At 58.6% G+C, this 24,299-nt stretch carries 23 protein-coding genes; 13 read left to right on the forward strand and 10 right to left on the reverse strand.

Translation table 11 applies throughout. From position 1 onward, the window contains the following. Positions 1 to 57: 57 nt before the first annotated feature. The 9 genes from V7D69_RS07435 to V7D69_RS07475 form a co-directional block, all read right to left on the reverse strand. Complete coding sequence (locus tag V7D69_RS07435) at positions 58 to 1,509, reverse strand: aldehyde dehydrogenase (protein ID WP_324064603.1); 1,452 nt, start codon at positions 1,507 to 1,509, stop codon at positions 58 to 60. 55 nt (positions 1,510 to 1,564) lie between these two features. Then, positions 1,565 to 2,749 carry an acyl-CoA dehydrogenase family protein gene (locus V7D69_RS07440; protein WP_333605464.1) on the reverse strand — a complete coding sequence of 395 codons (1,185 nt, stop codon included), beginning with the start codon at positions 2,747 to 2,749 and terminating at the stop codon, positions 1,565 to 1,567. Positions 2,750 to 2,752: 3 nt separating this feature from the next. After that, entirely contained in the window at positions 2,753 to 3,838 is a 1,086-nt protein-coding gene (locus tag V7D69_RS07445; RefSeq protein ID WP_324064605.1) for an acyl-CoA dehydrogenase family protein, read from the reverse strand. A gap of 102 nt (positions 3,839 to 3,940) precedes the next feature. Beyond that, positions 3,941 to 5,167: a CaiB/BaiF CoA transferase family protein gene (locus V7D69_RS07450; protein WP_333605465.1), complete on the reverse strand. Its 1,227-nt coding sequence runs from the start codon at positions 5,165 to 5,167 to the stop codon at positions 3,941 to 3,943. 106 nt (positions 5,168 to 5,273) lie between these two features. Next, positions 5,274 to 6,395, reverse strand: coding sequence for an alcohol dehydrogenase catalytic domain-containing protein (locus V7D69_RS07455; protein WP_333605466.1), 1,122 nt, complete (start codon positions 6,393 to 6,395; stop codon positions 5,274 to 5,276). A gap of 388 nt (positions 6,396 to 6,783) precedes the next feature. Beyond that, the gene (locus tag V7D69_RS07460) at positions 6,784 to 7,323 is read right to left on the reverse strand and encodes a MarR family winged helix-turn-helix transcriptional regulator (RefSeq protein ID WP_324064608.1); all 540 of its coding nucleotides are present in this window, start codon (positions 7,321 to 7,323) and stop codon (positions 6,784 to 6,786) included. Next, positions 7,310 to 8,023 carry a dienelactone hydrolase family protein gene (locus tag V7D69_RS07465; RefSeq protein WP_333605467.1) on the reverse strand — a complete coding sequence of 238 codons (714 nt, stop codon included), beginning with the start codon at positions 8,021 to 8,023 and terminating at the stop codon, positions 7,310 to 7,312. The genes V7D69_RS07460 and V7D69_RS07465 overlap by 14 nt, the downstream gene beginning before the upstream one ends. Before the next feature lie 42 nt (positions 8,024 to 8,065). After that, complete coding sequence (locus V7D69_RS07470) at positions 8,066 to 8,491, reverse strand: Zn-ribbon domain-containing OB-fold protein (protein ID WP_324064610.1); 426 nt, start codon at positions 8,489 to 8,491, stop codon at positions 8,066 to 8,068. 5 nt (positions 8,492 to 8,496) lie between these two features. Next, positions 8,497 to 9,669, reverse strand: coding sequence for a thiolase family protein (locus V7D69_RS07475; protein ID WP_324064611.1), 1,173 nt, complete (start codon positions 9,667 to 9,669; stop codon positions 8,497 to 8,499). Between the two features lie 602 nt (positions 9,670 to 10,271). Between V7D69_RS07475 and V7D69_RS07480 the strand changes: the two genes are divergently transcribed. The 8 genes from V7D69_RS07480 (at position 10,272) to V7D69_RS07515 (ending at position 19,515) form a co-directional block, all read left to right on the forward strand. Beyond that, a complete protein-coding gene (locus V7D69_RS07480) occupies positions 10,272 to 10,985 on the forward strand; it encodes a GntR family transcriptional regulator (protein WP_324064612.1) in 714 nt (237 codons plus the stop codon). 308 nt (positions 10,986 to 11,293) lie between these two features. Continuing rightward, positions 11,294 to 12,439 (forward strand): L-lactate dehydrogenase, encoded by a 1,146-nt coding sequence (locus V7D69_RS07485; RefSeq protein WP_324064613.1) that lies wholly within the window; start codon positions 11,294 to 11,296, stop codon positions 12,437 to 12,439. Positions 12,440 to 12,490: 51 nt separating this feature from the next. Next, positions 12,491 to 12,991 (forward strand): nuclear transport factor 2 family protein, encoded by a 501-nt coding sequence (locus tag V7D69_RS07490; protein ID WP_324064614.1) that lies wholly within the window; start codon positions 12,491 to 12,493, stop codon positions 12,989 to 12,991. Positions 12,992 to 13,359: 368 nt separating this feature from the next. Continuing rightward, entirely contained in the window at positions 13,360 to 15,645 is a 2,286-nt protein-coding gene (locus V7D69_RS07495) for a TonB-dependent receptor (protein ID WP_333605468.1), read from the forward strand. A 242-nt stretch (positions 15,646 to 15,887) separates the two neighbouring features. Further along, positions 15,888 to 16,700, forward strand: a complete 813-nt coding sequence (locus V7D69_RS07500; RefSeq protein WP_324064178.1) for an IclR family transcriptional regulator — start codon at positions 15,888 to 15,890, stop codon at positions 16,698 to 16,700. A gap of 56 nt (positions 16,701 to 16,756) precedes the next feature. Next, positions 16,757 to 17,575 carry a class II aldolase/adducin family protein gene (locus V7D69_RS07505; protein ID WP_333605469.1) on the forward strand — a complete coding sequence of 273 codons (819 nt, stop codon included), beginning with the start codon at positions 16,757 to 16,759 and terminating at the stop codon, positions 17,573 to 17,575. 77 nt (positions 17,576 to 17,652) lie between these two features. Continuing rightward, complete coding sequence (locus V7D69_RS07510) at positions 17,653 to 19,008, forward strand: aromatic ring-hydroxylating oxygenase subunit alpha (RefSeq protein WP_333605470.1); 1,356 nt, start codon at positions 17,653 to 17,655, stop codon at positions 19,006 to 19,008. Beyond that, complete coding sequence (locus V7D69_RS07515) at positions 19,009 to 19,515, forward strand: aromatic-ring-hydroxylating dioxygenase subunit beta (RefSeq protein ID WP_324064175.1); 507 nt, start codon at positions 19,009 to 19,011, stop codon at positions 19,513 to 19,515. A gap of 89 nt (positions 19,516 to 19,604) precedes the next feature. On the opposite strand, the gene V7D69_RS07520 is transcribed toward V7D69_RS07515, so the two are convergent. Next, the gene (locus V7D69_RS07520) at positions 19,605 to 20,333 is read right to left on the reverse strand and encodes a Crp/Fnr family transcriptional regulator (protein ID WP_324064174.1); all 729 of its coding nucleotides are present in this window, start codon (positions 20,331 to 20,333) and stop codon (positions 19,605 to 19,607) included. 210 nt (positions 20,334 to 20,543) lie between these two features. Here V7D69_RS07520 and V7D69_RS07525 point away from each other — a divergent pair, with 210 nt between their 5' ends. The 5 genes from V7D69_RS07525 (at position 20,544) to V7D69_RS07545 (ending at position 24,199) form a co-directional block, all read left to right on the forward strand. After that, positions 20,544 to 20,708, forward strand: coding sequence for a hypothetical protein (locus V7D69_RS07525; RefSeq protein WP_324064173.1), 165 nt, complete (start codon positions 20,544 to 20,546; stop codon positions 20,706 to 20,708). Positions 20,709 to 20,779: 71 nt separating this feature from the next. After that, entirely contained in the window at positions 20,780 to 21,025 is a 246-nt protein-coding gene (locus tag V7D69_RS07530; RefSeq protein ID WP_324064172.1) for a DUF6894 family protein, read from the forward strand. A 170-nt stretch (positions 21,026 to 21,195) separates the two neighbouring features. Beyond that, on the forward strand, positions 21,196 to 22,047 hold the full coding sequence (locus tag V7D69_RS07535; protein ID WP_324064171.1) for a sulfurtransferase/chromate resistance protein: 852 nt from the start codon (positions 21,196 to 21,198) through the stop codon (positions 22,045 to 22,047). Next, on the forward strand, positions 22,044 to 23,453 hold the full coding sequence (gene chrA, locus V7D69_RS07540; RefSeq protein ID WP_333605471.1) for a chromate efflux transporter: 1,410 nt from the start codon (positions 22,044 to 22,046) through the stop codon (positions 23,451 to 23,453). Before V7D69_RS07535 ends, chrA begins: the two co-directional genes overlap by 4 nt. A 29-nt stretch (positions 23,454 to 23,482) precedes the next feature. Continuing rightward, positions 23,483 to 24,199 carry a superoxide dismutase gene (locus tag V7D69_RS07545; protein WP_324064169.1) on the forward strand — a complete coding sequence of 239 codons (717 nt, stop codon included), beginning with the start codon at positions 23,483 to 23,485 and terminating at the stop codon, positions 24,197 to 24,199. The last annotated feature ends 100 nt before the right edge of the window (positions 24,200 to 24,299 follow it).

Here is a 24,299-nt window from a genome sequence, read left to right on the forward strand (position 1 = left end):
CCACCAACCTTCAAAGCCGGCAACTTGTCCACCAGCTCATTTGTGCAACAAAGCCCCTTACGCTGGAAGCTTCTCGTTGATCTGCTTGAATTCGAAGAACTCGCTCAGGCCCTCTTCACCGAACTGGCGACCGAGGCCGGATTTCTTGTAGCCGCCGAACGGCCCGGAAAACTCGAACATATGGACATTGATGCCGCAATGTCCGGTACGAATGCGCCGGGCGACCCTGCGCCCACGCTCCGGGTTGGAAGTCCAGACGGAACCCGAGAGGCCATATTCGCTGTCATTAGCGATCTTCACGGCTTCTTCCTCATCCTTGTAAGGGATGATGACGAAGACCGGGCCGAATATCTCTTCCTGCGCGATCCGCATGTCATTCCTGACGTTTTTGAACACTGTCGGCGCGAGATACCAGCCCTTGTTCAGCCCTTCTGGCCGCTTGCCACCCATGACCAGCGTGGCGCCTTCGGCCTTGCCGATTTCGACATAGTCCTCAGCCTTCTTGAGCGCCTTGGCGGAAATCAGCGGTCCGACGACGGTGTTTTCCGCGAAAGGATCGCCGAATTTAATTTTCGCCATTTCCGCGGCATAAGCCTGCACGACTTCGTCATATCGGCTTTCAGGAGCAAGAATGCGCGTCTGCCCCAGGCATGCCTGGCAGTTGTTCATCACTGACGATCTGACGAGGTCAGGCATGATTTCGGAGAGGTTGGCATCGTCCAGGACGATCGCCGCCGACTTGCCGCCAAGTTCCAGAGTGCGGCGCTTGAACAGTTCGGCGCAGATCATTCCGACGCGGCGGCCGGTGACGGTGCTGCCGGTAAAAGCGACCTTGTCGACGCCCGGGTGACGAACCAGCGCCTCGCTCGCTTCCGCACCTGCCGCCACGATGTTGACCGTGCCCGCCGGGAGGCCGATTTCCTCATAGATCGAACCGAGAATCTGCCCGTGAAGGGGTGATTCCGGCGCCGTCTTCAATATGACCGTGCACCCGGCCATAAGCGCCATCGGGATGGTGAAATGAGCCATCGCGGAAGGGGCATTCCAGGGCGTGATCGCCGCAACGACGCCGACCGGCTCGCGCCGCAGAGTAACCTTCGTGAAATGACCGGGCCGGGCTTCTTCCTGACCCAATTTTATCCCGAGATCGGCGGCGGTCCTGAACAGATGACCGATCAGCCGCGCATGATTCATGGCGTCAGTGTGATAAGGCAGTCCGCTCTCATCCGCCGACACTTCCGCAACACGTGCAAGATTGGCATCAAACACGTCCGCTGCATGATAGAGATATTTTGCGCGTTCCTCGAACGAAAGATGCGGCCAATCGGTATTGTCGAAACAATTGCGCGCTGCCGCTACGGCGCGATTGATGTCCTCGACGGAGGCGTTTGGCGCAAATCCCAGAACTTCCTCGGTGCTGGGCGAAATGATTTCAAACCTTTCCTTGCTGAAAGGTTCGACCCACTCGCCGCCGATGAACAGTTTGCCGTTCTGATACTGGGGTTTCATCGCCTCTCACTCCTGCAAGTTTTTAAATCAATCGTACAAAGCGCGTTTTTTAGTATTACCGAGGGAGGCCGATTCCGTGTGTCGCGATAATGTTTCGCTGAATCTCGCTCGCCCCGCCGCCCAATATCTGCATAATAGTGTGCCGCAGTATCTGCTCCATCTCCCCAACCGGGGCGTTAGGTGCGTCTTCCGATAATAGTCCGGAAGAGCCCAAGATATCCAGCGAAGCTTCTCCCAGACGTCCTTGCAGTTCGGCCACGAAAACTTTCGCCATCGATGCTTCGTGAATCGGTGTGCGTCCCATTGCGGCCAACCGGATATTGCGCAGCGCCAATTGCCGGGCAGCCTCTATGTCTGCAGCGAGCCCGCCGAGCCGGTCCAGGATAACCGGATCGTCACGCAAACTGCGCCCGCCCACTTCAGCTGTCGCAACGTAGTTTGTCAATTGGTCAAGTGCGCGTTGCAGCAGCGCAACCGTGCCGCCGATTGTCACGCGCTCCGCAGCCAGTGCGCTGGTGATGATCGCCCATCCCTTGTTCACCTCGCCCACCAGGGCGCTATCGGGCACCCAGGCATCGTCGAAATACAGTTCGGAGAAAGTCTTGCCATACATGGCTAGACTTGGCCGGATGGTGAAACCCTCCGTCCCCATGGGAATAATGAAAACGCTGATTCCCGCATGCTGCGGCTTGGCGTCTGGATCGGTTCGCGCGGCAAGCCAAAGGTGATCAGCCTTGTCAGCCATGGTCGACCACATCTTCTGTCCATTTATGCGCCAGCCGCCATTCTCCCTGACCGCTCTCGTCTTGAGCGACGCGAGATCCGACCCCGCCTCTGGTTCGCTGTAGCCGAGGGCGAAAGCAATTTCTCCCGAACGGATGCGAGGTAAATAAGCGGCCTTCTGCTCGGCGGTGCCGAACTTGATTAAGGCCGGCGCAACCATCGTGGAAGCGACGATGTGGCCATAAGGCGCCTGGGCGTATTCCATCTCTTCGGTGAGCACGAGTTGCTCGACGGGGCTCAGCGCCAATCCCCCTTCCGATTTCGGCCATCCCGCACCGATCCAGCCTTTGGCGCCAAGCGCCCGGGCAAAATCACGGTCGAAGCCGCGATCCTTGAAAGGAAGCTTCTCATGCTCAGCCTTTCGGGAGTCAACCCAGTTCTCACGCAACCATTGCCGCACGTCCTTGCGAAAGGACTTGGCGGCGGGATCGAGGTCAAATTCAGGTAGTTTCGTCATCGATCAAATGCCTTGCAATCTGCTGTCAGCCCCGCCGACGAGGTAGGCGCCAATCTCCGCCCGCGCGCGGAACGCTCCGCCAAAGCGGGATACGTTGCCGTGGATCTGCCGGAAATGCCGGGGCAGTTCATGCTCTTCGGAATAGCCGATGGCGCCCATCAGCTGATGCATGTCGATTGCCAGCTGGCGTAACCCTGGATTGAGATGCGCCAGCGCAAGATCGGCGAAAGTGGCCCAAGTTTCGAGCTTTTGATCGTAGGCGGTGGCGGCGGCATCAAGGGTCAGTCGAGCCCCGTCCAGCCGAATGAGGTTGTCAACCAATCGGTGCTGAACGGCCTGGAACTGACCGATGAACTTGCCGAACTGCTTTCTTGTCCCGGCATGCTCGACCACAAGCTCGTAACCTCTCTGGCCCGATCCAAGGGCGCGCGAGGCGGTGGCCAGGCGGACGATTTGCGCGATGTTCTTCAGCTCGTCGACGGGAACAGGCACGAATGTTGCCGCGGCTCCCGTCAATTCGACGGAGGACAAATCCGGCAGAGAGAGCGCCGGTGTTGCCCCGACGCTTACCCCTGGCGCACTTGCATCGACGATGGCGACGCCTGATGGCTCATTCAGAAGGAAGATGAAGCGGTCAGCCGTCGCCGCACCCTCAACGAAGTGGGCAATCCCGGTTGCTTTGCCTTCGGCAAACGTCAATTGCCCGGCCGCAAGATCGCCGTCAAATGCCCCAAGACCGGCGGCGTACAGGTTTTTAGTCGGCGATGGCACGACGGTATCGGAAGTACCCTCGACGTGTTTTTGCACGAGGTTGGCAACAACGGCGCCGATCAGCGGGGCAGGGCAGCACGCCCGCCCAAGCTCTTCAAATACGAGCAATATCTCTCGAAGACCGCCCATCGCCGGGTCGCGGCCGAGATCGGGAACGCCGAGCGATTCGAGTTCCGTCCAGATATCCTTGACCGCCGCGGGCTCCGCGCTCAATTCAACCGCCTTAAGGGCCGGCCACTTATCCGCAAGAAGCCGGTTGACCGAGGTTCGGATCAACTCACGCTCTTCTTCCGAAAACATCGTCATGTCGTCTGACATGAAACTCTCCACATTCATTTTGGCGGTGGCGTAATGCGACGGCCATCCCGGTTTCGTCGCGTCCCGATCGGTTATGGCCTCGGTAGGACGGGCCATCCCCCATCAGGTCTCGGGGGTAGCGATTAGTCCGTTCTCCCGCATCTTGGTGATCTCGTCAGCACTCAAACCGAGGTCCCGCAGCACCTCTTCGGACTGTTCGCCCAGAAGCGGCGGGAAATCCTGGGCTGGCCCCCGCGACTTGTTGATGAGGGTGGGGCGCCGGGCCAACGTCATCGGGCCCGCCTGGGGGTGCTCCCGTTTTTCGAAGAGGCCGCTGTGAACGATCTCTGGACATTCGAGGACCTCCGGAATCGTAAGGACTTCGGAATGTGGAATGCCGGTTTCGGTGAAAAGCGCGGTCCAATGAGCCACCGGTTGGGTGGCGAAGTAGGGCCGCAGCAATTCGACCAATTCCGACCAATTGGAACGCCGGTCGAACGCGATCGCAAATCTCGCGTCCGTTGCCAGTTCTGGACACCCCAACTGTTCGGTCAGCGTCGTGAAGGCTTGGTCCAGGCCGCCCAATTGGACCGCAATCAATCTGTCGTCAGAGCAGCGCACAATGAATGCCTGAGAGGCAGACACGCGCGTATCTGGCGTTGGGTTCTTATCCGCGTCGGTATAGCCGGCCAGAACATCCGGGATGAACGAGGTGGCTGCATCGACCATGCTGATGTCGAGCCGGCCTCCCTTGCCTGAAATCGCCTTGCCGCGCAGCATCGCCATGATCCCCGTCGCGGCTTGCATCGCCGTGACCTGGTCGGCGACGGTCGGCCCGCGCATCTTCGGATTTTCGGGGTCGGTGAACAGATAGAGGACGCCGGACAACGCCTGGCCCACCGTGTCGAAAGCGGGCCTCTTCGCGTAGGGACCGTCAGGAGAGAAGCCGGCCACCGCGCAATAGATGATATTCGGATTGACCTGTTTCAGCGCTTCATAGCCGATCCCGAGACGGTCCATGACCCCCGGACGGAAGTTCTCCAGAACCACATCCACTTCGGCAGCGAGGCGCTTGACCAGGTCGATGGCGGCCGGCGACGAAAGATCAAGAGCCAGGCTCTTCTTGTTGCGGTTGAACGCACGGAAGTTGAAACCGTAATTGGGTATGTTTCGGCCGCCGTCATAAACCCGAAACGGATCGCCGCTGCCCGGCCGTTCGATTTTGATGACCTCAGCACCGTAATCGGCCAGTTGCTGTCCAGCCAAAGGCCCCGCGATGTACTGCGTCAGTTCCAGGACGCGAACGCCCTTCAAGGGGCTGTCGACGGGGACTTCCTCGGTGTTGGACATCTTCATTCCTCACTCAATCGATAGAACTTGAATTATTCGGGGTTTCAGCGCCGAGTCCGGCGGGCAGGAGCCGGCTCCAATATATGCAAATATCCGCGTGCCGATCTCAAGGATTGACGACGTAATTCGAGAAGCCGCCGCGCCGCGCTGACATGTCGCCCAGGGCGTCGTTCACGGTGTCCAGCGTACACGCGCAGGTTTCGAATATCGAGAGGTCCAAAAGCCCGCTTTCGGCCAACGCGGCCATTTCCCGCGCTTCGCGCGGCGTAAACCACAGAGATCCCACAAGCGAAATATTCCGCGTCATGAGATCGTGCAGGAAAACGGGTATCGCCTCTGTAATGCCCCCGGCATTGACCACGCAGCCCCCACGGCGGACGCTGTGATAAGCCTCCAGGAACTGTTCCACGGGCGCGCCGTACGGCAGGCAATCCACTGCGACGTCAACGCCTTCGCCGGCCGTCATGTCCTTGATCCATTCGCGCACCGAACCGTCCAGGCTGGACATCGTTTCGATGCGACCGGGGGAGATCGCCTTGACTTCGGCGAGGAGGTCGCGGTCCCTGGCGACAGCGAAAATACGCTTCGCACCAAGAGCCAGGGCACTGATAACGCCTCCCAATCCCAGGGTGCCTGACGCGCCCGTAATCAGAACCGTTGATTCTGGCCCCACATTGGAGCGGCGCAGCGCCGAATACGCGGTTCCGACATATCCCAGGCGTGCGGCCTGATCGAAGCTGGTCTGGTCGGCGAGTTTGACCGCGGCATAGGAGGGCGCGACCATATATTCAGCCATGCCGCCGGAGGGATAGCGGTCGTAAATCTCGAGAGAGTTGTGCGAAAACCCGAAGTAGCCGTTGAATGTGTAATGGCGGCAGGCCGCAAAATCGCCGTCCACGCAGTGCCGGCAGGTGCCGCAAACCCTCATGGGATTGACATAGACCCTATCGCCAACCGCCACATTCTTAACATGCGCGCCAACTTGCGCCACTTCGCCAGCGGGATCGAGGCCAAAGACGGCGGGCAGCGGAGGCAGGGGCATTCCCAGTCCCGGCGCGATCTTGGCGAGCTGATGAAGCACATTGAGAAGATTCGGCACCATTCCGCAGGATCTGACGCGAATCAGAACATCTTCGTTGCCGGGAATGGGAGTCGGTAGCTCTTCGACGATCAACCGCGCGCCCGCTTCGTGCATGCGAGCCGCTCGCATGGTTGCTGCTGCTTTCATCTGCTTCTCTCCTGCACCATCTCAATTTTCCGCCTCTCAGGGCGGCGGTTTGAACTAGCCTGCACGCGCCGACACAATCACGGCACTTATTGAAACATGAATATAAGAAGGAGAGACGCGCGCGTTTCGATTCTTCTTATGCTTTCATGCTTGGAAATCGACCTAACCGCGTAACAATTTCTTCTTCTACACCAGGCGATTTCGCGGGAAACGAAATACCGGGCGTATCATCCACGAAAAGTGGCAGAGTCGCTTTTCTATCTTATGAAATATAAGATAGTGTGTGGCAGATGTCAAGATGCTTCTGTCGGATCACCGGAGCCCCGCAGGCTCAATCCGCCTTTGCGGCCGCTGTTAGGAAAGGCGCGCCATGTTCGCAAAATGCCGCCTAGGAAGCCGCCCCTTTCTGAACGTCATTTGCCAAACTGCGCAATAATCCATCACGATAGATCGTGCTCAATAGCGTTCTGAGTTTGCTCACCTCTGCATCCGGCAGGCTGGCGGTGTGCTCGCGTTCAATGCATTGAGCAATCTTTGTAACTTCCACGAACTTGGCTTCGCCCAGCTTAGTAAGCCAAAGGCCCGGCCGCTTTTTTTTTCCTGGTTCGGCGCGCTCCATCAAACCCAGGTTTTGAAGTTCCTTCACGAGGATGGTGGTATTGGATTCTTGGAGAAGGAGGATTCTCGACGCGTGCGCCTGGCGGATTCCAGGATTCTCACTCGTGATCCTCATTAATTCGAACATTGACGGTTTCAGGCCGAACTCGGAAGACAGGCGCAGCAAATCGCGAAGCTGAAGGTAAGTGGCGTGCAGGAGGAAGCCCAGCGACGACGTAAGCGAAATTATGCTGTATTCAACCTCACTGATCGACACGGTGTTGTCTATCCCCGCTGACGGATCCAACAAGGCTTCATCATTTGAGCGCATCTGAAAGCACATCCTCCATGGCTCGCCACGATCGGCGATCGGCTGAGGCGTCATAGCGGGCGAAGTCCGGAAGGCCAGCCTGATCGGCTCGCCAGTCCGTGAAGCTATGATAGACCCCGCCATAGAGATGAAGCTGCCAATCGGCTTTCGTCCGACGCATTTCGGCTTCGAATAGGTGTCTCTGTTCGGCCGGAATTTCCGGATCCTCAGATCCGACACAGACCAGGATTTTGCCACCGAGGTTTTCCGGCGTCCATGTGATGTTTGACCTCAGCACGCTGTGAAAACCCACAACGGCGCTAAGGGGGATCCCGCTTCGCACCATCTCGAGCGCCAGCGTTCCGCCATAGCAAAAGCCAATTGCTGCCAGTTTGTCAGGGTCCACCATCGGCTCATCACGGAACAGCTTCAACGCGGCTTCGACGCGGCCCAAAGGCCCTTGTGGATGCGCGTAGAAGCGCTCCAACTCGCTTAGTGCCGTCGGTATGTCCACGGTCGCACCGTCGCCATGCAGATCGAAGGCGAGGGCGGCGTATCCAAGCTCCGCAATTCGGCGAGCCCGCTCATGCGCATGATCGCCGAGACCCAGTATGTCGGAAAGCACTAGAACGCCGGGAACCGGACCCTTCACGTCGGGCAGGTAAAGCGTGTTGATCTGCGCTTTCCCGTCGACCCGGCACGTCAATTTTTTTTCGATCACATTATCACCACAAAATACGCCGCACTTATTCGACCAAACGCTTCAGGCGGGCGCGAAAAGGAGCAGGTTGGTCCCGTCTTCCAACGGCGCCCACGCAGGCTTGACCTTCATGCCGATCTTGACCTGATCGATCTCGCAATCGATGATGTTGGAAAGAATCGTTACGCCTTCATTGAGCAGCACGGTGGCCACGATAAATGGCAGCGCATCGGCGAAACCGCCTCTGCCAACTCGGGCGATGGTGAAGCTGAAGACTTCCCCAGCACCTGAGACTTCCCGCCATTCCAGGTTTTTACTGCCGGTGAACACGCTCACCGGGCGAGGGTAGAACTGATACTGCCCGGTATCGCGGCAATACTGTATCATCAGCTTCTTTTCGCGCGTTCCTTCCCAAAAGGGCGCTGAAATCGGCAACTTCCTGGGAGCGGAGCGCGCGATGTGGAACAGGCGGTCTTGCGATGTGCTCATCTCACTTACCCCTCCGAACCGAGTATCAATGCGGTAGTGGTGCCCCAATGGCGGCCATAGGGAATCCAGCCTATGCCACTGACCAGCGCATGGGCATTGTTCCGAACCTGTCGGACACCGCCTTCCCCGAACAACTGCCTGACGGCCTCGATCAGGAGCGTCCCGCCCCCGGCCAGGCCGGCTTGTCCCGCCGACATCTGGCCGCCGCTGGTGTTGATCGGCAGATCTCCGTCAAACCGGAGATTGGTGTCCTGCACAAAGGCGCAGCCCTGACCTTTCTTTGCGAACCCGAACATTTCAAGCTGCAACATCACCGCGATGATGAAATCGTCATAGAGATGAGCGGATCCGATATCGGCGAGGCCGATGCCGGCTTGCGCAAAGGCGTGCTGCCCGGCGACAAGATGGCCGCTTTCCGTGATGTCCACGATATTTTCGCTTGCGCGATAATTGCTCCGCTCACCATAGCCTAGCGGGACGACGAACTTGTCGAATTTTTTTTCCTTGGCCCGCTTCCTGGTTGTCATCAGCAAGCCGTTTGCGCCGTCGCAAACCATCACGCAGTCCAGCATGCGGACTGGATCAGCGACCATCGGCGAATTGAGATATGCCTCTATATCAAGGGGCTTGCGCAGTTTGTCGCTTCCCAATTCATTAAGCAAAGCATGCTCGCGCAATGTCACTGCGATCTTGCCCAGCGCCCGATGATCGAGCCCGTAGAGATGGTCGTATCGCGTGCTGAGCAGACCGAAATCGGTAGCCGGTCCGATCGAACCAAAAGGATCGACGAACTCTCCATGATAGGAACGCATCCGCAGATTGTTTTCCGTCGACTGGGTATCGGCGTTCAGCAGAAGAATGGTGGAGCACAGCCCCGCCTCCAGCGCGGCCGCAGCCCGAGCCACTGCCGCGACTGCGGAGGAGCCGCCACGGTCCACGGTCTGGCAGAATCTCAGCTCGAGCCCTAGATAATCCGCGGTAGTCTGCGACCAGAAAGCATTCCCCGCGCCTGTCATCGAGCCATTGACGAGCATGCCGTCAATCTCATCCTTCTCGATGCCGGTGGACGCCAGCAGCGAACTCAGGACCTCACCGCCGAAATCCCAGATGTCGCGGCCCGAATTGCGCTCGATCTTCGTCTCGGCATAGCCGACGATAGCCGCATCGTTGATGGACACTCGCTCTCTCCTTGCTGTTCTTAGGTTCTGACGCAACGATGAGTCAGAACGCGCTCACTGGGCGGTTGGAAATTTGGCCTCCAATGGGCAGCAGACTCAGTCTGCTTTGCTTTTCCGATTGGATCCAATCCGATTTCCACCTTTTCGCCGCAAAATCGATGAAAAATAATCTGGAAATACATTCGATAACATGTAATATAAATTACATTATTAATTAATGGTTATATTTCTAAACCATAAATTTCTTATAATGCAGGGAGTATTATTCAAAACATAACGGCTATATTGCTGATGGTTATGCCGACAGCCGGCTGTCGGTCTATATGCTGAATGACCTCATATGGCTTTTTCGGGTTGCCGTCAATGGAGTTATATTATATAATTTATGCCGTTCCCAAAGCTTTTGGGGGCGATCTGCTGAGTTACAAAACACGGATTGATCCGCGTTTCTCGACTCGATCGCTGCGCCGGCCCGGCCCACGCCGAACAAGGAATGGCGGACCTGAAGCGTTGCTGCGCCGTGACAAACGTTCGCCGGTAACGCTACACACGGGAGGGAAATTGCGAGTGACTAGATTTGTCCCGCAGTGATAAGGGGGCGCATGTTGACCTTTCAAGCCAAAATTCAGGACCTGAGCAACTCCGAACCCGTGCTTGGGCCGACCGGCCCGACTTTGGCCAGTACGGTGGCCGGGCGTCTGCGCAGTGCGATCATCGCTGGAGAAATGGCGCCTGGCAGCAAAATCAACATTCATCGCGTGCGCGCTCAACTTGGTGTCAGCCTCAGCCCGCTGCGCGAGGCGCTTTCGCGGCTTTTCTCAGAAGGCTTTCTTACTTTTCAGGATAAGCGCGGCTATCGGGTGGCTCCGGTTTCGGAACGCGACCTGCGCCAGATTATCCAGCTGCGCATTAATCTGGAGACCCTGGCGCTTCGCGAAGCGATCGACCTGGGCGATTCCCATTGGGAGCATCTGGTGCTGCAACGGCTCGCAGAACTGCGGGCCATTGACTGCGATCCCGAAGATCCTCACGCGGTCGAATTGTGGGAACAGGCACATCGTAATGTGCATGTGGAACTGTTGTCCGCTTGCGGGATGCCGTTGCTGCTGCAGTTTGTCCAGACGCTGCACGACTTGTATGACAGATACAGGCGGATATTCTTGGCTGCGCCGCACAAGGCCCGTGATCCCATGGCCGAACACGTGGCGGTAGCCACGGCCGCGATCGAGCGGCGCAAGAGCGACGCGGTGGCGCTGCTTAAGCGCCACATTGAAAAGACCGGGACCGAGACGCTCAAGGCGTTGCCGCGGTCCTAGCGATCCGTCAGGCGAGAGTCGGCTTCTCCCCCGTTCTTGTTTGGCAACAGCACACCGCTTCGTCTGTTGCGTAACGACTCGCTTTGTCCGGAGGCTGGGCGCGGACGCCTCCGGCATCGGAGTTCTTGACATCCCGATCATGTTCACGCAGGCAGATAATCGATTATTGAGAAAGGCGGTCATTCGGATTCCGATCGCGCGGCCGACAAATAAATTGGGAGAGGGATTGGAATGTTGCCGGGAAGCAATTTGATCTTTCGGGTTGGCCCCGTTTGCGAACGGCGCGGCGCGGCGATGGAGGCGGCAGCTTGAGAGCGGCCACGGCACTCGATTATCGTGAGCTGGCTCGCCGGCGTCTGCCGCGATTCCTGTTCGATTATCTCGACGGCGGCTCCTATGGCGAGACGACCCTTCGCCGGAATTTGCAGGATCTGGAACAGGTCACGCTCCGCCAAAGAGTTTTGCGGGACGTGTCGAACATTGACCTTTCTGTTGAACTGTTCGGCCAAAAGAGCGCTATGCCTGTGGGTCTGGGGCCGGTCGGCTTTTCGGGCATATGCGCAAGGCGTGGAGAGGTTCAAGCTGCCCGCGCGGCGGAGGCAGCGGGCGTTCCCTTCTGTCTGTCGACCATGTCGGTATGTTCGCTTGACGAGATGTCGGCCGCGGTGGCCCGGCCGATATGGTTCCAGCTTTATATGATGCGCGACCGGGCGATTATGCGGGATCTGATGGCCAAGGCGCGCGATCTGGGTTGCACCGCGCTCGTCTTCACCGTGGATGCGCCGGTGGGCGCGGTGCGCTATCGAGACATACGGGCCGGTCTGATAGGTTCAACCGGCTGGAGGCCGACGATCAAGCGCGTGTGGCAGGCAATGCAGCATCCGTCCTGGGCTTGGGATGTCGGCGTCAGCGGTCGTCCGCATGGGCTGGGCAATATTGCGCCGGCCTTGCCTGATAAAGCCGGACTGGATGACATCTTTGCCTGGATTGGCGCCAATCTTGAGCCCGGCGTCTCCTGGAAGGACCTCGACATTATCCGCAGCGAGTGGAAAGGCCCCCTCATCATCAAGGGGGTGCTGGAGGTCGAGGATGCGCGCGAGGCGGTGAAGATCGGTGCGGACGGCCTGGTAGTGTCCAACCATGGAGGACGTCAGCTTGACGGCGCGCCCTCGACCACGTTGGCCCTGCCGCCGATAGCGGATGCGGTCGGCGACGATCTGACCCTGCTTGTCGATGGAGGGGTGCGATCCGGCCTGGATGTGGTACGGATGATCGCCCTTGGCGCAAAGGGGGTGCTGCTGGGCCGCGCTTGGGCCTATGCTCTGGCTGCCGCCGGGGAGCAGGGCGTGGCTCATATGCTAAAGCTCATGGAAGCCGAGATGCGGGTTGCTATGGCGCTGGTAGGTGTGAACCGCGTCGCCGCGATTGATCGCCAGACGTTGGCGAACTGGTAGAACGCGCCAAGCAAGATTGTTACCCGTTATGGTTTCTTGGAGGAGATTGACATGAGCCGCTCCGTTAAAGGGATGAAGATTGGTCGTCGCGTCGCGGTTGCCGCCATGGGAATAGGTGCAGCGACACTGTTTGCCGCGCCTGCCGCGGCCAGCGAACGCAGGCCCGCCTTTAACGCCGAGGAAAAGGCCAATATCCAGACAATCGCGTCCTTCATTGGCGCATGGAATGCGAAGGATGCCGCGAAAGTGATGTCGTTCTTTGCGGAAGGCGCAAGGTTTGCTGTCGGCGATATCGACAAGATGCCGGCCTATCAAAAACCAGACTTCGCCGGCCTCATTCAGGGGGCGTCGAGCATTAAAATGGTCATTACGCCGGGAACGACCTGGGCTCGCGGTCCGGTGGTGACGCATGAACGGGTGGATGAAATCGTTTTCGCCCCGAATCGCAAGATTGCGGGCAAGTACATCGCGGTGTTCACATTGAAGGCCGGGAAAATCGTCGATTTCACGGATTATATTGTCCAGAACGACAGCAGCCCTGAGTTCCGGTAACGCCGATTGCGGCGTTGGGCCAAACCGCTGCCGCGGGCATTTCATGCCTAAGCGGCAGCGTACGCACGCCGAAGCAGGCTGGATGGTGCCGTCGGACGCCGGATCAGTCCCGGGACTATGCTCGGTTAACCGAAACATGCCGCGCATGAAAATGATCGCGGCACGTTGACCTGCGAGTGATCCTCGTTTCGCCTCAAACTGCGTCTTTTAGGAGACGCATGGCGCGTCAATGACTTCTGTGGAGGAAATCTGGGCAATTGCAGTTTGACAAGCGATGGTCGCTCATCGTACCTGGAACGAGTTCACATATAGAAACGAGGCTGGGGACTTCAGACCGGCCCGCGTGTGAAGGGAATGGGAGGCAAGGAATGCGACAGGGTAAAGCGAAGATTCTCAACATGGGCGTGGCGACGGTTGCGTTGCTTTATGGGGCGCAATTGTACGCTCAGCCCACGTCGCCGGCATCCGGTGAAGCCCAGGCGACAGATAACAACTCCATCGCTGAGATCGTGGTGACCGCTCAGAAGCGGTCGGAACGTCTGCAGGATGTTCCTTTGGCGGTGCAGGCGGTGACGCCTGATACGCTGACCAAAACGGGCGCCGATACGACAGCCACATTGCAGAACATCGTGCCGGGCCTGAACGTGAATGACTCGGCATCCGGCTTCCGGCCCTTCATTCGCGGCGTGGGTTCGTCCACGGCTTCGGCGGGCAATGAGAACTCGGTGTCGACCTATCTCGACAATATCTATCTGACGTCGATGAATGCGGGCCTGCTGAATCTTTCCAGCATCGAATCGATCGAAGTCCTGAAAGGACCCCAAGGAACGCTGTTCGGCCGCAACGCGACCGGGGGCGTGATCCACGTCAAGACCAAGACGCCGTCGCACGAATTTAGCGGCAACGCGACCGTCAAGTACGACCAGTACCAGACGCTGACCGCCTCCGGCTATGTCACCGGTGGATTGACAGACTCCCTGGCTGCCGACCTTGCGGTCTATTACCGCGACCAGGCTAAGGGTTACGGCAAGAACCTGTTCAATGGCCACGAGGTCAACAAGGACAAGAGCTATACGATCCGCTCCAAGATCCTGTTCACACCCAGCGATTCGGACACGATCACCCTGACCGGCGATTATTCGTGGCTGCGCAGTTCGGGGCAGACTTATCGTCCCATTCCCGGCTCCAACGTCCAGTGGGGCGGTAACGACCCCAGCCAGCCTGTGAATACGCGTCCTTACGGCGGACCTTACACGTTCCCGGCAAACGGGGGCTATTGGGACGTCGATATGGCGATCGATCCTCGCTACAAGCAGTGGAGTTGGGGTGCCAGCCTGACTTATGAGCACGAATTTTCCTGGGCGACGCTGAGCAGCTTCACGGCATATCGCAAGAGCAAGATCGATCAGGCATGGAACGCGACGCCCATTCCGATCAACGCTCAATATGCCGGTTGGAGGCAGCCTGAACGACAGTTCTCTCAGGAGTTTCAGCTCAGTTCCGTGCCCAGCAGTCCGGTAAAATGGATTTTGGGTGCGTACTATCTCAGCTCGCAAGTGAAATACGATCCCTTCTTCATCACTGGCTTGGACGTGGCACCTATTCAGCAGCAGTTCCGGATGACGCAGAAGATTCAATCTCCCGCTTTGTACGGCCAGTTCACGGTTCCGGTCGAAGCGCTGGGGAACACCAACATTACGGGAGGTTTGCGCTATACGATCGACAAGCGCTCGATCGTTGGCGATATCGAGATCATCCCGCAGGTAACGCCGAGTGGTCCCGTCCAGGATCCCACAACGATTATCAGGATTGTGAACCCGACCGACGCCAGCAAGAAGTTCAAGACCTTTACCTGGCGGTTGGGTATCGATCACCACCTGACGCCGGATAACATGGTCTACCTGACTTATAACCGGGGGTTCAAGGCAGGCTCATATAACGCCATTCCGCCGGGCGGCCCGAACACACAGCCGACAAATCCCGAATATCTCGATGCCTATGAAATCGGGTCAAAGAACACTCTGTTCGGCGGACGGGCAACGCTCAATATCTCGGCATTCTTGTACGAATATCGGGATTTGCAGGTTACGATATTCAACCAGACAGCGGCTACCACCGTCAACGCCGCGAAGGCGCGGATCAAGGGCATCGACGCCAGCTTTGACGCAAAGGTCACCGATAATCTGCGTCTCTCGTTCAGTGGCGAACTTCTTGACCATAAGTTCGTGAAGTATTTGAACGGCCCGATCCTGACGCCTCAGACAATCGCTCAAGGCGGCGGCGTGGTCCGCACATTTGGCGACCTCAGCGGCAAGCCACTGCCGTTCACGGCTAACGCGGCATTCACGGCGGGCGCATATTACACGGCTCCGATCAGCATCGGTGAATTTGATGCGAACGTGAACTTTGCCTATAATGACGGTTATACTTATGAACCCAGTGCGGCGATTCCGGCGAAGTCCTTTGTGGATCTTAGCGGATCGATCGGCCTGAAACTGAATAATGGCACTACGCGCCTGTCGGTTTTCGGGAAGAACCTGACCAATGCACACGCGCCAAAGGTCGTGACGACCGGCGGCAACCCCGGCGGCTATCTGGAAATCCAGTATCGCCCTCCGCGGATCTACGGCGTTTCGATTTCGCAGGATTTCTGACGGAACGAAAATCTAACCGCCTATGAGCCGGGCGCGGGGAAGGTCGGTTGCGCCGATCCCGCGCCCGGTTTCACGGCCAGTCCCGGATCGATAATACCGCGGCGTCTCAATCGGCGTCGCGGTATTGTCCTTTGTTGTGTACCGCAAAATGGCCTGTGCCATCCGGCCGATAGGCTATCTGATCTGGTGACAAGACCGGATCGCGGGTGCAAGCCGGACTGCAGTGAGGTTAGGGGCAATAGATGGACAATCAGCAACTGGTGCAATCCGTCGTCACGGCGCACCAGCTTCTCGAAACTCTGGCGCAGAACCCGGAAGGCAGCTCTCTCACTGAGCTTTCGCGCGAATTGGGGATGACCCCGTCCAGAGTGCTGCGTCACCTGGCGACGCTGGTTGAGCTTCAATTGGTGGAAAGGGACGAGGGGGAACCGGTCTACCGGCTGGGAGTGGGCCTGATGCGGCTCGCGGAGCGTGCCGAAAGGCAGCATAATGTCATCCGGCTCTCCTATCCCGCCTTGCGCCAGCTGAGTGATCGTTTCGGGCAAGCGACTTATCTGGTCCGTCGCCAAGGCGCCCAGGCGCTGGTTTGGATTTCGCTGGAAAGCGAAGGAGCGCCTCACATCACCATGCCGCCGGGAATGCCTTGTTCCCTGACCGGTTCTGCGTGCGGCCGCGTTTTGCTTGCATTCGATCCCGAAGCGAAAGTTCGCGAACCGTTGAAATTGAAAGCGGGCGAAGGATATCCCGATCCCATCCCCACCAAGGCGGCCCTGGAAGAACGACTCCAGCGCATCCGCACGACCTTTTACGACCAGCACGGCACGGATGGTTCCAACGCGATCTTCACGCTTGCGGCTCCTATTCTGGATCACCGGGACCGCGCGGTGGCAGTGATGGCCGTTGCCGGGTTTTCGGTCTTTTTCCCGCACCAGTCGGAAATTCTTCTCGAAGCGCTGCTGGAAACCGCCGAGGAGCTTTCGAAGGAATTGGGAAGCCGCTGCGAGTGGCCGGCGAGAACGCCCGGAGCGGTGCATTCGCGGACGGGAACATCTTGACCATTTTTTCGTTATACGATATTTCCTTTCCGCATAACGAAAAATGGGGAAGTCTCATGGCCAGCGAAGCAAAGCAGCTGTCAAACCAGATCATATCAATCGCTTCGAGCGAAAAGGCCAGGATAGCAGGCGATGTCCGCGCTCGCGTGTCCGAGGCGGAGTGGCAGGCGCGCGTGGAACTGGCCGCGCTTTACCGCATGGTCGCGTATTTTCGCTGGACCGACATGATTTACAATCACATCTCCCTGCGGGTGCCCGATGGAGAAGAGACTTATCTCCTCAATCCGTTCGGCCTGTTCTATGACGAAATTACGGCTTCATCGCTGGTAAAGGTCTCGGTCGACGGAACGGTGCTGGATGACCCGACAGGCTTGGGGATCAACCGCGCCGGGTTCGTGATTCACGGCGCTGTTCACGCGGCTCGCCGGGATGTGACCTGCGTGATGCACACGCATACGCGGGCGGGATGCGCCGTTGCCGCGCAGGAGCATGGTCTTTTGCCGATCAGCCAGTATGCCGCCACCTTGACGGGGCATGTGGCTTACCACGATTTTGAAGGCGTGGCGGTGAATGAGGAGGAGCGTGAACGGCTGGTCGCCGATCTGGGGGACCGCAACGTGTTGATCCTGCGCAATCACGGCCTTCTCACATGTGGAAGGAATCCCGGAGAGACGCTGGTGTATATGTACGCCGTCGAGCGGGCTTGTGACATCCAGGTCGCCGCCTTGTCGGGCGGAGGCGAGGTTCGCCACATCACGCCCGAGGCGGCCGCTATGTCTGGCGAGATTCACAGCTCCATGGGCGGTGACTTTTCCCGCGACTGGGAGGCCATGCTTCGCCTCGTCGATCGCATCGGACCCGATTTCCGCAATTGAAGCGGCGCGGCGCCGAAAGGCGCCGCGTTCGATACGATTACAGAAGCGCCTCATCGCCGCAGGGAGAGACGGGTTCGATGAAAATGGTGGATTTCGAACCTGCGCAGGACGTATCTCGCGTTCATCGCAGCATATTTTCCGATCAGCAGATCTTCGATCTGGAGATGAAGTATCTGTTCGAAGGGGGATGGGTGTTCCTTGCCCTGGACAGCCAGCTTCCCAACCCTCACGATTTCCTGGTGACCCGGATAGGGCGGCAGGAAATCCTCCTCATGCGGGACAGGGGGGGAGAGATCGGCGCCTTCTACAATACCTGCCCACACAGAGGCGCGCAGATTTGTTCCTTGCGCCAGGGCAACAGCCCACTCCACGTCTGCCCTTATCATAGCTGGTCGTTCGATAGCGATGGTCGTAACCGCTCAATCAAGGCAAAATCGAACGGGGCTTATTCGGCGGCCTTTCTGGAGCAAGGCCATGATCTTCATCCCATAGCGCGTTTTGAATCCTATCGCGGGTTTCTGTTCGGTAGCCTCAGCGCTGACGTGAGCAGTCTGGACAGCTATCTGGGGGATGTTCGAACACTTCTGGACCTGGCGATTGACCAGAGCGATGGCGGGCTTGAAGTGCTGCCGGGCACAGTGACTTACACGTACCGGGCGAACTGGAAACTCCAGTTGGAAAACAGCGCCGACGGCTATCACGTTACGTCCACTCACCCCACTTATATGAAGATTGCCCAGGATCGGGCCACAGAGGACGCCGATGAAACGGGTGTGGGCGGTGTGTGGGATCGCGCCAATACGCTGACAGAGGAAAGCGAGGATTCGGCGCGCGGCGGCTCTTTCGGCTTCGCCAATGGCCATGTGCTGGCGTGGGGCTCCGTGCCGATGGTCCCTAGCCATCCCCTGTTCGAAAGGCGTTTCGAACTGGAAGCGCAATTTGGCCGGGCGAAGGCTGAATGGATGTTCTATTTCCGCAACCTCACCCTCTTTCCCAACGCGCAAGTTGCGGACAATCTGGCGAGCATTCTTCGCATCATTCGCCCGATTGCGCCCGACCTTACCGAAATGGTCGCTTATTGCATCGCCCCGAAAGGGGAGAGTGCTGCCGCGCGCCGCCGCCGGCTTCGGCAGTACGAAGACTTTTTCAATCCCTCCGGTCTGGCCACGCCCGATGATCTGGTAGCCTATGAAGGATGTCAGGCCGGACATGCGATCGATGGCTGCGCGGGCTGGCTGCAAGGCTATGAACGCGGCGTTGCCGCTCGCATGGACGGCCCCAGCGAAAGCGCGCGGGATCTGGGCATCGTGCCGCTTCACTCAGTGGAGGGTAACGCCCTGCTGAATGACGAGACCGTTTTCCAGACGTATTATCAGGCATGGTCAGAGCGTCTGGGGCCTGAGTTGTTCAAGCTCAGCGAGGAGGCTCGATAAATGCCGCTCCTTGACAGCCAAGCACAATCGAAGTTGACCGCGCTTATCGAAAACGATGGCCGCTATCTGGATCAGCGCAAGTGGGACGAGTGGCTTGACCTTTTCGCGGAGGACTCGATTTTCTGGGTGCCTACTTGGAGGAACGAGAACGAACTGACTGAGGATCCGTCTCGGGAGGTTTCGTTGATCTATTACGAAGGGCGCAGGCGGCTGCAGGAACGCATATGGCGCGTTCGATCGGGAAATTCGATATCATCCGCACCGCTCGTCAGGACCATGCATGCGATAAGCCACGTCCTTATCGTGGCGACCGACGAGGGGGCGGCAACGGGAAGCGCCAACTGGTCCGTCCATGTCTTTGACCCGAGGTCGAGAACGCAGCACACGTTCTTCGGATTCTATGAATATGCCTTTGTCTTTTCAGGTGATCGCTGGCTTATCGCTAAGAAGAAGATCAAAATTCTGAACGATCATATCCCGACGCTCGTGGATTTTTATACGTTATAGCCCAATCGGGATGGGCTGCTTGTCGATGCATTTTCGATGTTCTGCGATGCCCGAAATGCGCCGGTGAAGCCCGGCTGGTTTCTGGCCCTTTACATAAGCAGGAACAAGGGATTGAAGTCCGCGATCTCGGTGAGACGGTTCCAGTCGTTGATATGGACGAAATGATTGGCGCCGCTACCTACGATGCCTTCTTTGCGAAGCGTTTGAAGGATCCGGTTGATGTGGACGGTGGTTGCGCCCACGACATCAGCCAACTGGTGCTGCTTTAGCGGCAGCGGAAAATCCAGTCGGGTGCCCAGGCCCGCCTTTTCCGAACGTATCGCCATCTCACAATAGACATGGGCTACGCGCGACAAGGTATTTTTCCGACCCAGGTTGCCCACCCACTTCGCAAGGATCGATGCGTCTACGATCGTATCTCGCCAGAAAGCCATCGCAATCGCGGGAAATTTTCGCGCGATTGCGCGCAGATCGGCATGGGGAACCTGGAGAAGCGTGCTTGTGGTAAGCGCTTCGAGGCCCCAACCGGCAACGGGAGAGGCCACTGAATGAAGATCGCATAAGTCGCCCGCGATGTGGAGGGCCGTGATTTGTCGCTGCCCATCCGCCATGAGGTCATAGCGGCCGATCAGCCCGTCGACCACCAGGCAAGCATGATCGACGGCGGCGCCCGGAGTCACTACGTCCTCCTGAGCGCTGGCCTGGAATGGATAACTTCTCATTCCGAGAATGGCGGCCCGTTCATCCAAGGTGAGGGGGGAGCGCAGTAGCAACCGTTCAAGGAAGCGGGCGAGTGCCGCCTGATGCAAGTCAGTCATGACGCCCCCCAATTTTATTCAGGCGGGAGTGTTGTTCACTCTCCTTCGCCGACAGCCCGAAATGATCGATCGGCGGTAAGGACCCATAACACCGTTCAGGAAATCAACCAACAATTAGCCCGAAGCACGCGCAAAGATGTGGAAGAGCTATCATAGATCAATCCGTGCCCGTCGCTCTGCTGCTAGTGAAGAGAAAAATGGGAGCTGAAGATGTCCGAAGAAATCGATTATTGTAAGTCCCGTATTGCAAGTGAGGAGAAGCTGGCTGAACAAGCTCCTTCTCCTGAAGCGGCGGAATCGCATTGGCAGTTGGCCATGCTTTATCGAGTTCAGCTGAACCTGCTGACTCGCGGAACCCGCATGGTCGCGGTATAGAATTTTCCGAATGCGTTAATCCTTTCAGGCTATGGTCTGCCGGACATGCGATATGCCCGTGGAGCAGCACGATGGCCGGCTATTATCTCCATCTTTACACCGACGGTGAGTTGCTCCCCGGAGCAGAACGTATTTACGCTGTAGATGACAACGTCGTACGTGCCGAAGCGGTAAGAAACATTCGCGATATTGCTGCCGAGGACATCTGTTCAGGGATTGCGGTTCGACTGTCGGACTACATTGAAGTGTGCGATGCAGCGAACCGACCTATCTCTCGTCTTTATTTCCGTGATGTGTTGAAGATCGCGGACTCTTAAGTCGGCACGTTGAAGTCGCCCCCGCTGAGGGTCTGGCGAGGAACTGCGACCGCAGCAAAGGCGGTTGAGATCAACTGGCGATGACGCTAGAGTTGCGGACATGGGGATCGCGATCACCCCATGAGGCGAAAGGCTGAAGTATCGCGTCCTGCCTTGCCCGAGGACGCATTATGCCTGCTCTCAATTCCATTACCGTAGATAAACTCATTCGGCTCGTCGGCATACCGCGCGGCCCGACGATCATTGACGTTCGCACGCAAGAAGACTTTGCTGCGAACCCGAAGCTGATACCTGGTGCCCACCGTCGCCCTTGGGATGACATAGGCGATTGGGCGGGCCAATATTCCGAACGCCAGGTCGTGGTCGTGTGCCGGGATGGTCATGATCTCAGCCAGGGCGCTGCAGCATGGTTGCGTCACGCCGGCATCAACGCGGAAGCGCTGGATGGCGGCATCGCGGCATGGGAAAAGGCCGGTCTTCCGCTTGTTCCCGAAGCAGCGCTTCCTGCTCGTGACGCACAAGGCCGCACCGCGTGGGTCACACGCAGTCGACCCAAGGTAGATCGCATCGCATGCCCCTGGTTGATCCGGCGCTTCGTCGATCCCGACGCCGTCATCTTGTTCGTGCCGCCGGCTGAAGTCGCGAGCGTTGCTCAACGTTTTGGCGCTGCGCCTTTCGATATGGAAGGCGATGGTATCGCCTGGAGCCATGACGGCGATCGTTGCACGTTCGATGTTATGCTGGACGGCTTCGGCTTGTCCTGCCTTCAATCCCTTGCGCATCTTGGACTCATTGTGCGCGGCGCAGACACGGCACGGCCCGATCTTGTGCCCGAAGCGGCCGGCCTCGTCGCCCTGTCGCTAGGTCTGTCACGGATGTTCACTGACGATCATCAGCAGCTGGAAGCGGGCATGCTCATTTATGATGCGCTTTACCGCTGGTGCCGCGACGCCACTGGAGAGACCCATGACTGGGTGTCCCATCAACCGAGGCGCGTGCGCGCCGGAAAGGTGCCTGCGTGAGCACCGCACCCACTGTCATTACCGACGAGCCCAAACCTGCGGCCCTCGCTCCCGTGTCGCTTGGCGAAGCCTTTTGGGTCTGGCTTCGGATCGCGGCGCTCTCTTTCGGCGGTCCGGCCGGGCAGATCGCGGTGATGCACCGCATTCTCGTCGACGAAAGGCGCTGGATCGGTGAGCATCGATTTCTGCACGCGCTCAATTACTGCATGCTGCTGCCCGGCCCCGAGGCGCAGCAACTCGCCACTTATATCGGCTGGCTGATGCACAGGACCAGGGGCGGCATCGTCGCGGGCGGCCTTTTCGTGCTGCCGGGCGCAATATCGATCATGGCGCTCAGCTGGATCTATGCGCTTTACGGGCGGGTCAACGTGGTCTCCGCGCTGTTCTTCGGCCTTAAGTGCGCGGTGCTTGCCGTAGTGCTTCAGGCGGTGGTGCGGATAGGCCAGCGTGCGCTCAAGAACAATGTAATGCGCGCCCTCGCTGCAGCGGCATTCATCCTGATCTTCTTTCTCGGCGTGCCGTTCCCCGTCATCGTGCTGAGCGCCGGCCTGATCGGCTATTGCGGCGGTCGCTCCGGCATGGCTGCGTTTCAGATTGGCGGCGGTCACGCGGCGGCCAAGGGGAATGTCGTAGCAGATGCCGATACCCTGCTTGGCGAAGAACTGCCCTCACACGCCCGTCCGTCCCTCGGGCAGACGCTGCGTCAGGCCGCGATCTGGCTTTTCCTATGGCTTGCGCCAGTGGCGACACTGCTGCTGACGCTGGGCGGACACCACGTCTTCAGCCAGATCGCCACTTTCTTCTCAGCCATGGCGGTCGTGACTTTTGGTGGCGCTTATGCGGTCTTGGCCTATGTCGCGCAGCAGGCGGTCGAGAATTATCACTGGCTCGCCCCACGCGAGATGCTTGACGGCCTCGGCATGGCCGAGACCACGCCGGGGCCGCTTATCATGGTGCTCCAGTTCGTCGGCTTCATCGGTGCTTATCGCCATGCCGGCGCATTGCCGCCATTGCTGGCGGGGACGTTGGGGGGACTCTTGGCGACCTGGGTGACTTTCATTCCCTGCTTCTTGTGGATCTTCCTTGGCGCCCCTTTCATTGAGCGCCTGCGCGGCAACCGGGCGCTGTCAGGCGCGCTCTCGGCAATCACTGCCTCCGTGGTGGGCGTAGTGCTCAACCTGGCCATCTGGTTCGCGATTCATACCCTTTTTCGGGAGGTGCGGCCCGCACGGATCGGGCCGCTTCATTTCGATATGCCGGCTTTCGCCAGCATCGAACCCTGGGCTCTGGTCATAGCAATCGCAGCGATCTTCGCGACATTGCGCCTGCGCCTCGGCATCCTCACGGTTCTTGGTGGCGCCTCAGCGGCGGGCGTAGCGCTGTACTTTGCGGGGATTCTTGCATGAACGCCATGTCGGCCTGACAGGAGAAGACCATGATTGACCCAAAGATCGATCGACGTGACCTACTCGCGGCTGGTGCGGCACTGACCGTGAGTCTCGCCACGGTTGGTTCGCAGGCTGCGCAGGCGCAGACGCCTAAAGCAGCCGGACCGTCCTTCGCGCCGCAGCCCCAGCCGCTGCCCTTCGATCCCAAGGGCATTGCCGGCCTGTCCGAGAAGCTGCTCGTTAGTCATCACGACAATAATTATGTCGGCGCGGTCAAGCGCCTTGAGGCGATCAGCGCGCAGCTTTCCGCGCTCGATCCCGCGACGGCGCCGGGCTTTCAACTCAACGGCCTTAAGCGCGAGGAGCTGATGGCCTGGAACTCCATGATCCTGCATGAGCTCTATTTCTCTGGCCTCGGGGCACCCAACCGGCCGGACCATGCACTGGCGGCAGCCATAGAGCTTGATTTTGGCAGCGACTCCGGCTGGCGCGGAGAATTTGCCGGGATGGGCAAGGCGCTTGCCGGCGGGTCCGGCTGGGTCGTGCTCAGCTGGAGCCATCGTGATCGCCGGCTGATGAACCAGTGGGCCGCGGACCATACGATGGCGCTGGCAAACGCCACCCCGATCCTGGTCCTTGACATGTATGAGCACGCTTATGCGATCGATTATGGCGCCAAGGCGGCGGCGTATGTCGACGCCTTTATGGGCACAGTGAACTGGACGGCGGCCAACAGCAGGTTTGGCAAAGTCGCAGTAACCTGAGGCCATAGGCGCAAGCTTTGACGAAACAAGATGGCTATTGCGCTTCCGAGCGTAGAGCGGCCACGTCCGCGTTTTCAGCGAAGGGTCTTTGGAGCTTTCC

The organism is Novosphingobium sp., from assembly GCF_036733805.1.
Lineage (GTDB): Bacteria > Pseudomonadota > Alphaproteobacteria > Sphingomonadales > Sphingomonadaceae > Novosphingobium.

What these genes read in the sequence shown, in the direction of transcription:
- V7D69_RS07435 (WP_324064603.1), bottom strand. Translation starts at nt 1,509, where the DNA reads ATGAAACCCCAGTATCAGAACGGCAAACTGTTCATCGGCGGCGAGTGG.
- V7D69_RS07440 (WP_333605464.1), bottom strand. Translation starts at nt 2,749, where the DNA reads ATGACGAAACTACCTGAATTTGACCTCGATCCCGCCGCCAAGTCCTTT.
- V7D69_RS07445 (WP_324064605.1), bottom strand. Translation starts at nt 3,838, where the DNA reads ATGTCAGACGACATGACGATGTTTTCGGAAGAAGAGCGTGAGTTGATC.
- V7D69_RS07450 (WP_333605465.1), bottom strand. Translation starts at nt 5,167, where the DNA reads ATGTCCAACACCGAGGAAGTCCCCGTCGACAGCCCCTTGAAGGGCGTT.
- V7D69_RS07455 (WP_333605466.1), bottom strand. Translation starts at nt 6,395, where the DNA reads ATGAAAGCAGCAGCAACCATGCGAGCGGCTCGCATGCACGAAGCGGGC.
- V7D69_RS07460 (WP_324064608.1), bottom strand. Translation starts at nt 7,323, where the DNA reads ATGCGCTCAAATGATGAAGCCTTGTTGGATCCGTCAGCGGGGATAGAC.
- V7D69_RS07470 (WP_324064610.1), bottom strand. Translation starts at nt 8,491, where the DNA reads ATGAGCACATCGCAAGACCGCCTGTTCCACATCGCGCGCTCCGCTCCC.
- V7D69_RS07480 (WP_324064612.1), top strand. Translation starts at nt 10,272, where the DNA reads ATGTTGACCTTTCAAGCCAAAATTCAGGACCTGAGCAACTCCGAACCC.
- V7D69_RS07490 (WP_324064614.1), top strand. Translation starts at nt 12,491, where the DNA reads ATGAGCCGCTCCGTTAAAGGGATGAAGATTGGTCGTCGCGTCGCGGTT.
- V7D69_RS07495 (WP_333605468.1), top strand. Translation starts at nt 13,360, where the DNA reads ATGCGACAGGGTAAAGCGAAGATTCTCAACATGGGCGTGGCGACGGTT.
- V7D69_RS07500 (WP_324064178.1), top strand. Translation starts at nt 15,888, where the DNA reads ATGGACAATCAGCAACTGGTGCAATCCGTCGTCACGGCGCACCAGCTT.
- V7D69_RS07505 (WP_333605469.1), top strand. Translation starts at nt 16,757, where the DNA reads ATGGCCAGCGAAGCAAAGCAGCTGTCAAACCAGATCATATCAATCGCT.
- V7D69_RS07510 (WP_333605470.1), top strand. Translation starts at nt 17,653, where the DNA reads ATGAAAATGGTGGATTTCGAACCTGCGCAGGACGTATCTCGCGTTCAT.
- V7D69_RS07515 (WP_324064175.1), top strand. Translation starts at nt 19,009, where the DNA reads ATGCCGCTCCTTGACAGCCAAGCACAATCGAAGTTGACCGCGCTTATC.
- V7D69_RS07520 (WP_324064174.1), bottom strand. Translation starts at nt 20,333, where the DNA reads ATGACTGACTTGCATCAGGCGGCACTCGCCCGCTTCCTTGAACGGTTG.
- V7D69_RS07525 (WP_324064173.1), top strand. Translation starts at nt 20,544, where the DNA reads ATGTCCGAAGAAATCGATTATTGTAAGTCCCGTATTGCAAGTGAGGAG.
- V7D69_RS07530 (WP_324064172.1), top strand. Translation starts at nt 20,780, where the DNA reads ATGGCCGGCTATTATCTCCATCTTTACACCGACGGTGAGTTGCTCCCC.
- V7D69_RS07535 (WP_324064171.1), top strand. Translation starts at nt 21,196, where the DNA reads ATGCCTGCTCTCAATTCCATTACCGTAGATAAACTCATTCGGCTCGTC.
- V7D69_RS07545 (WP_324064169.1), top strand. Translation starts at nt 23,483, where the DNA reads ATGATTGACCCAAAGATCGATCGACGTGACCTACTCGCGGCTGGTGCG.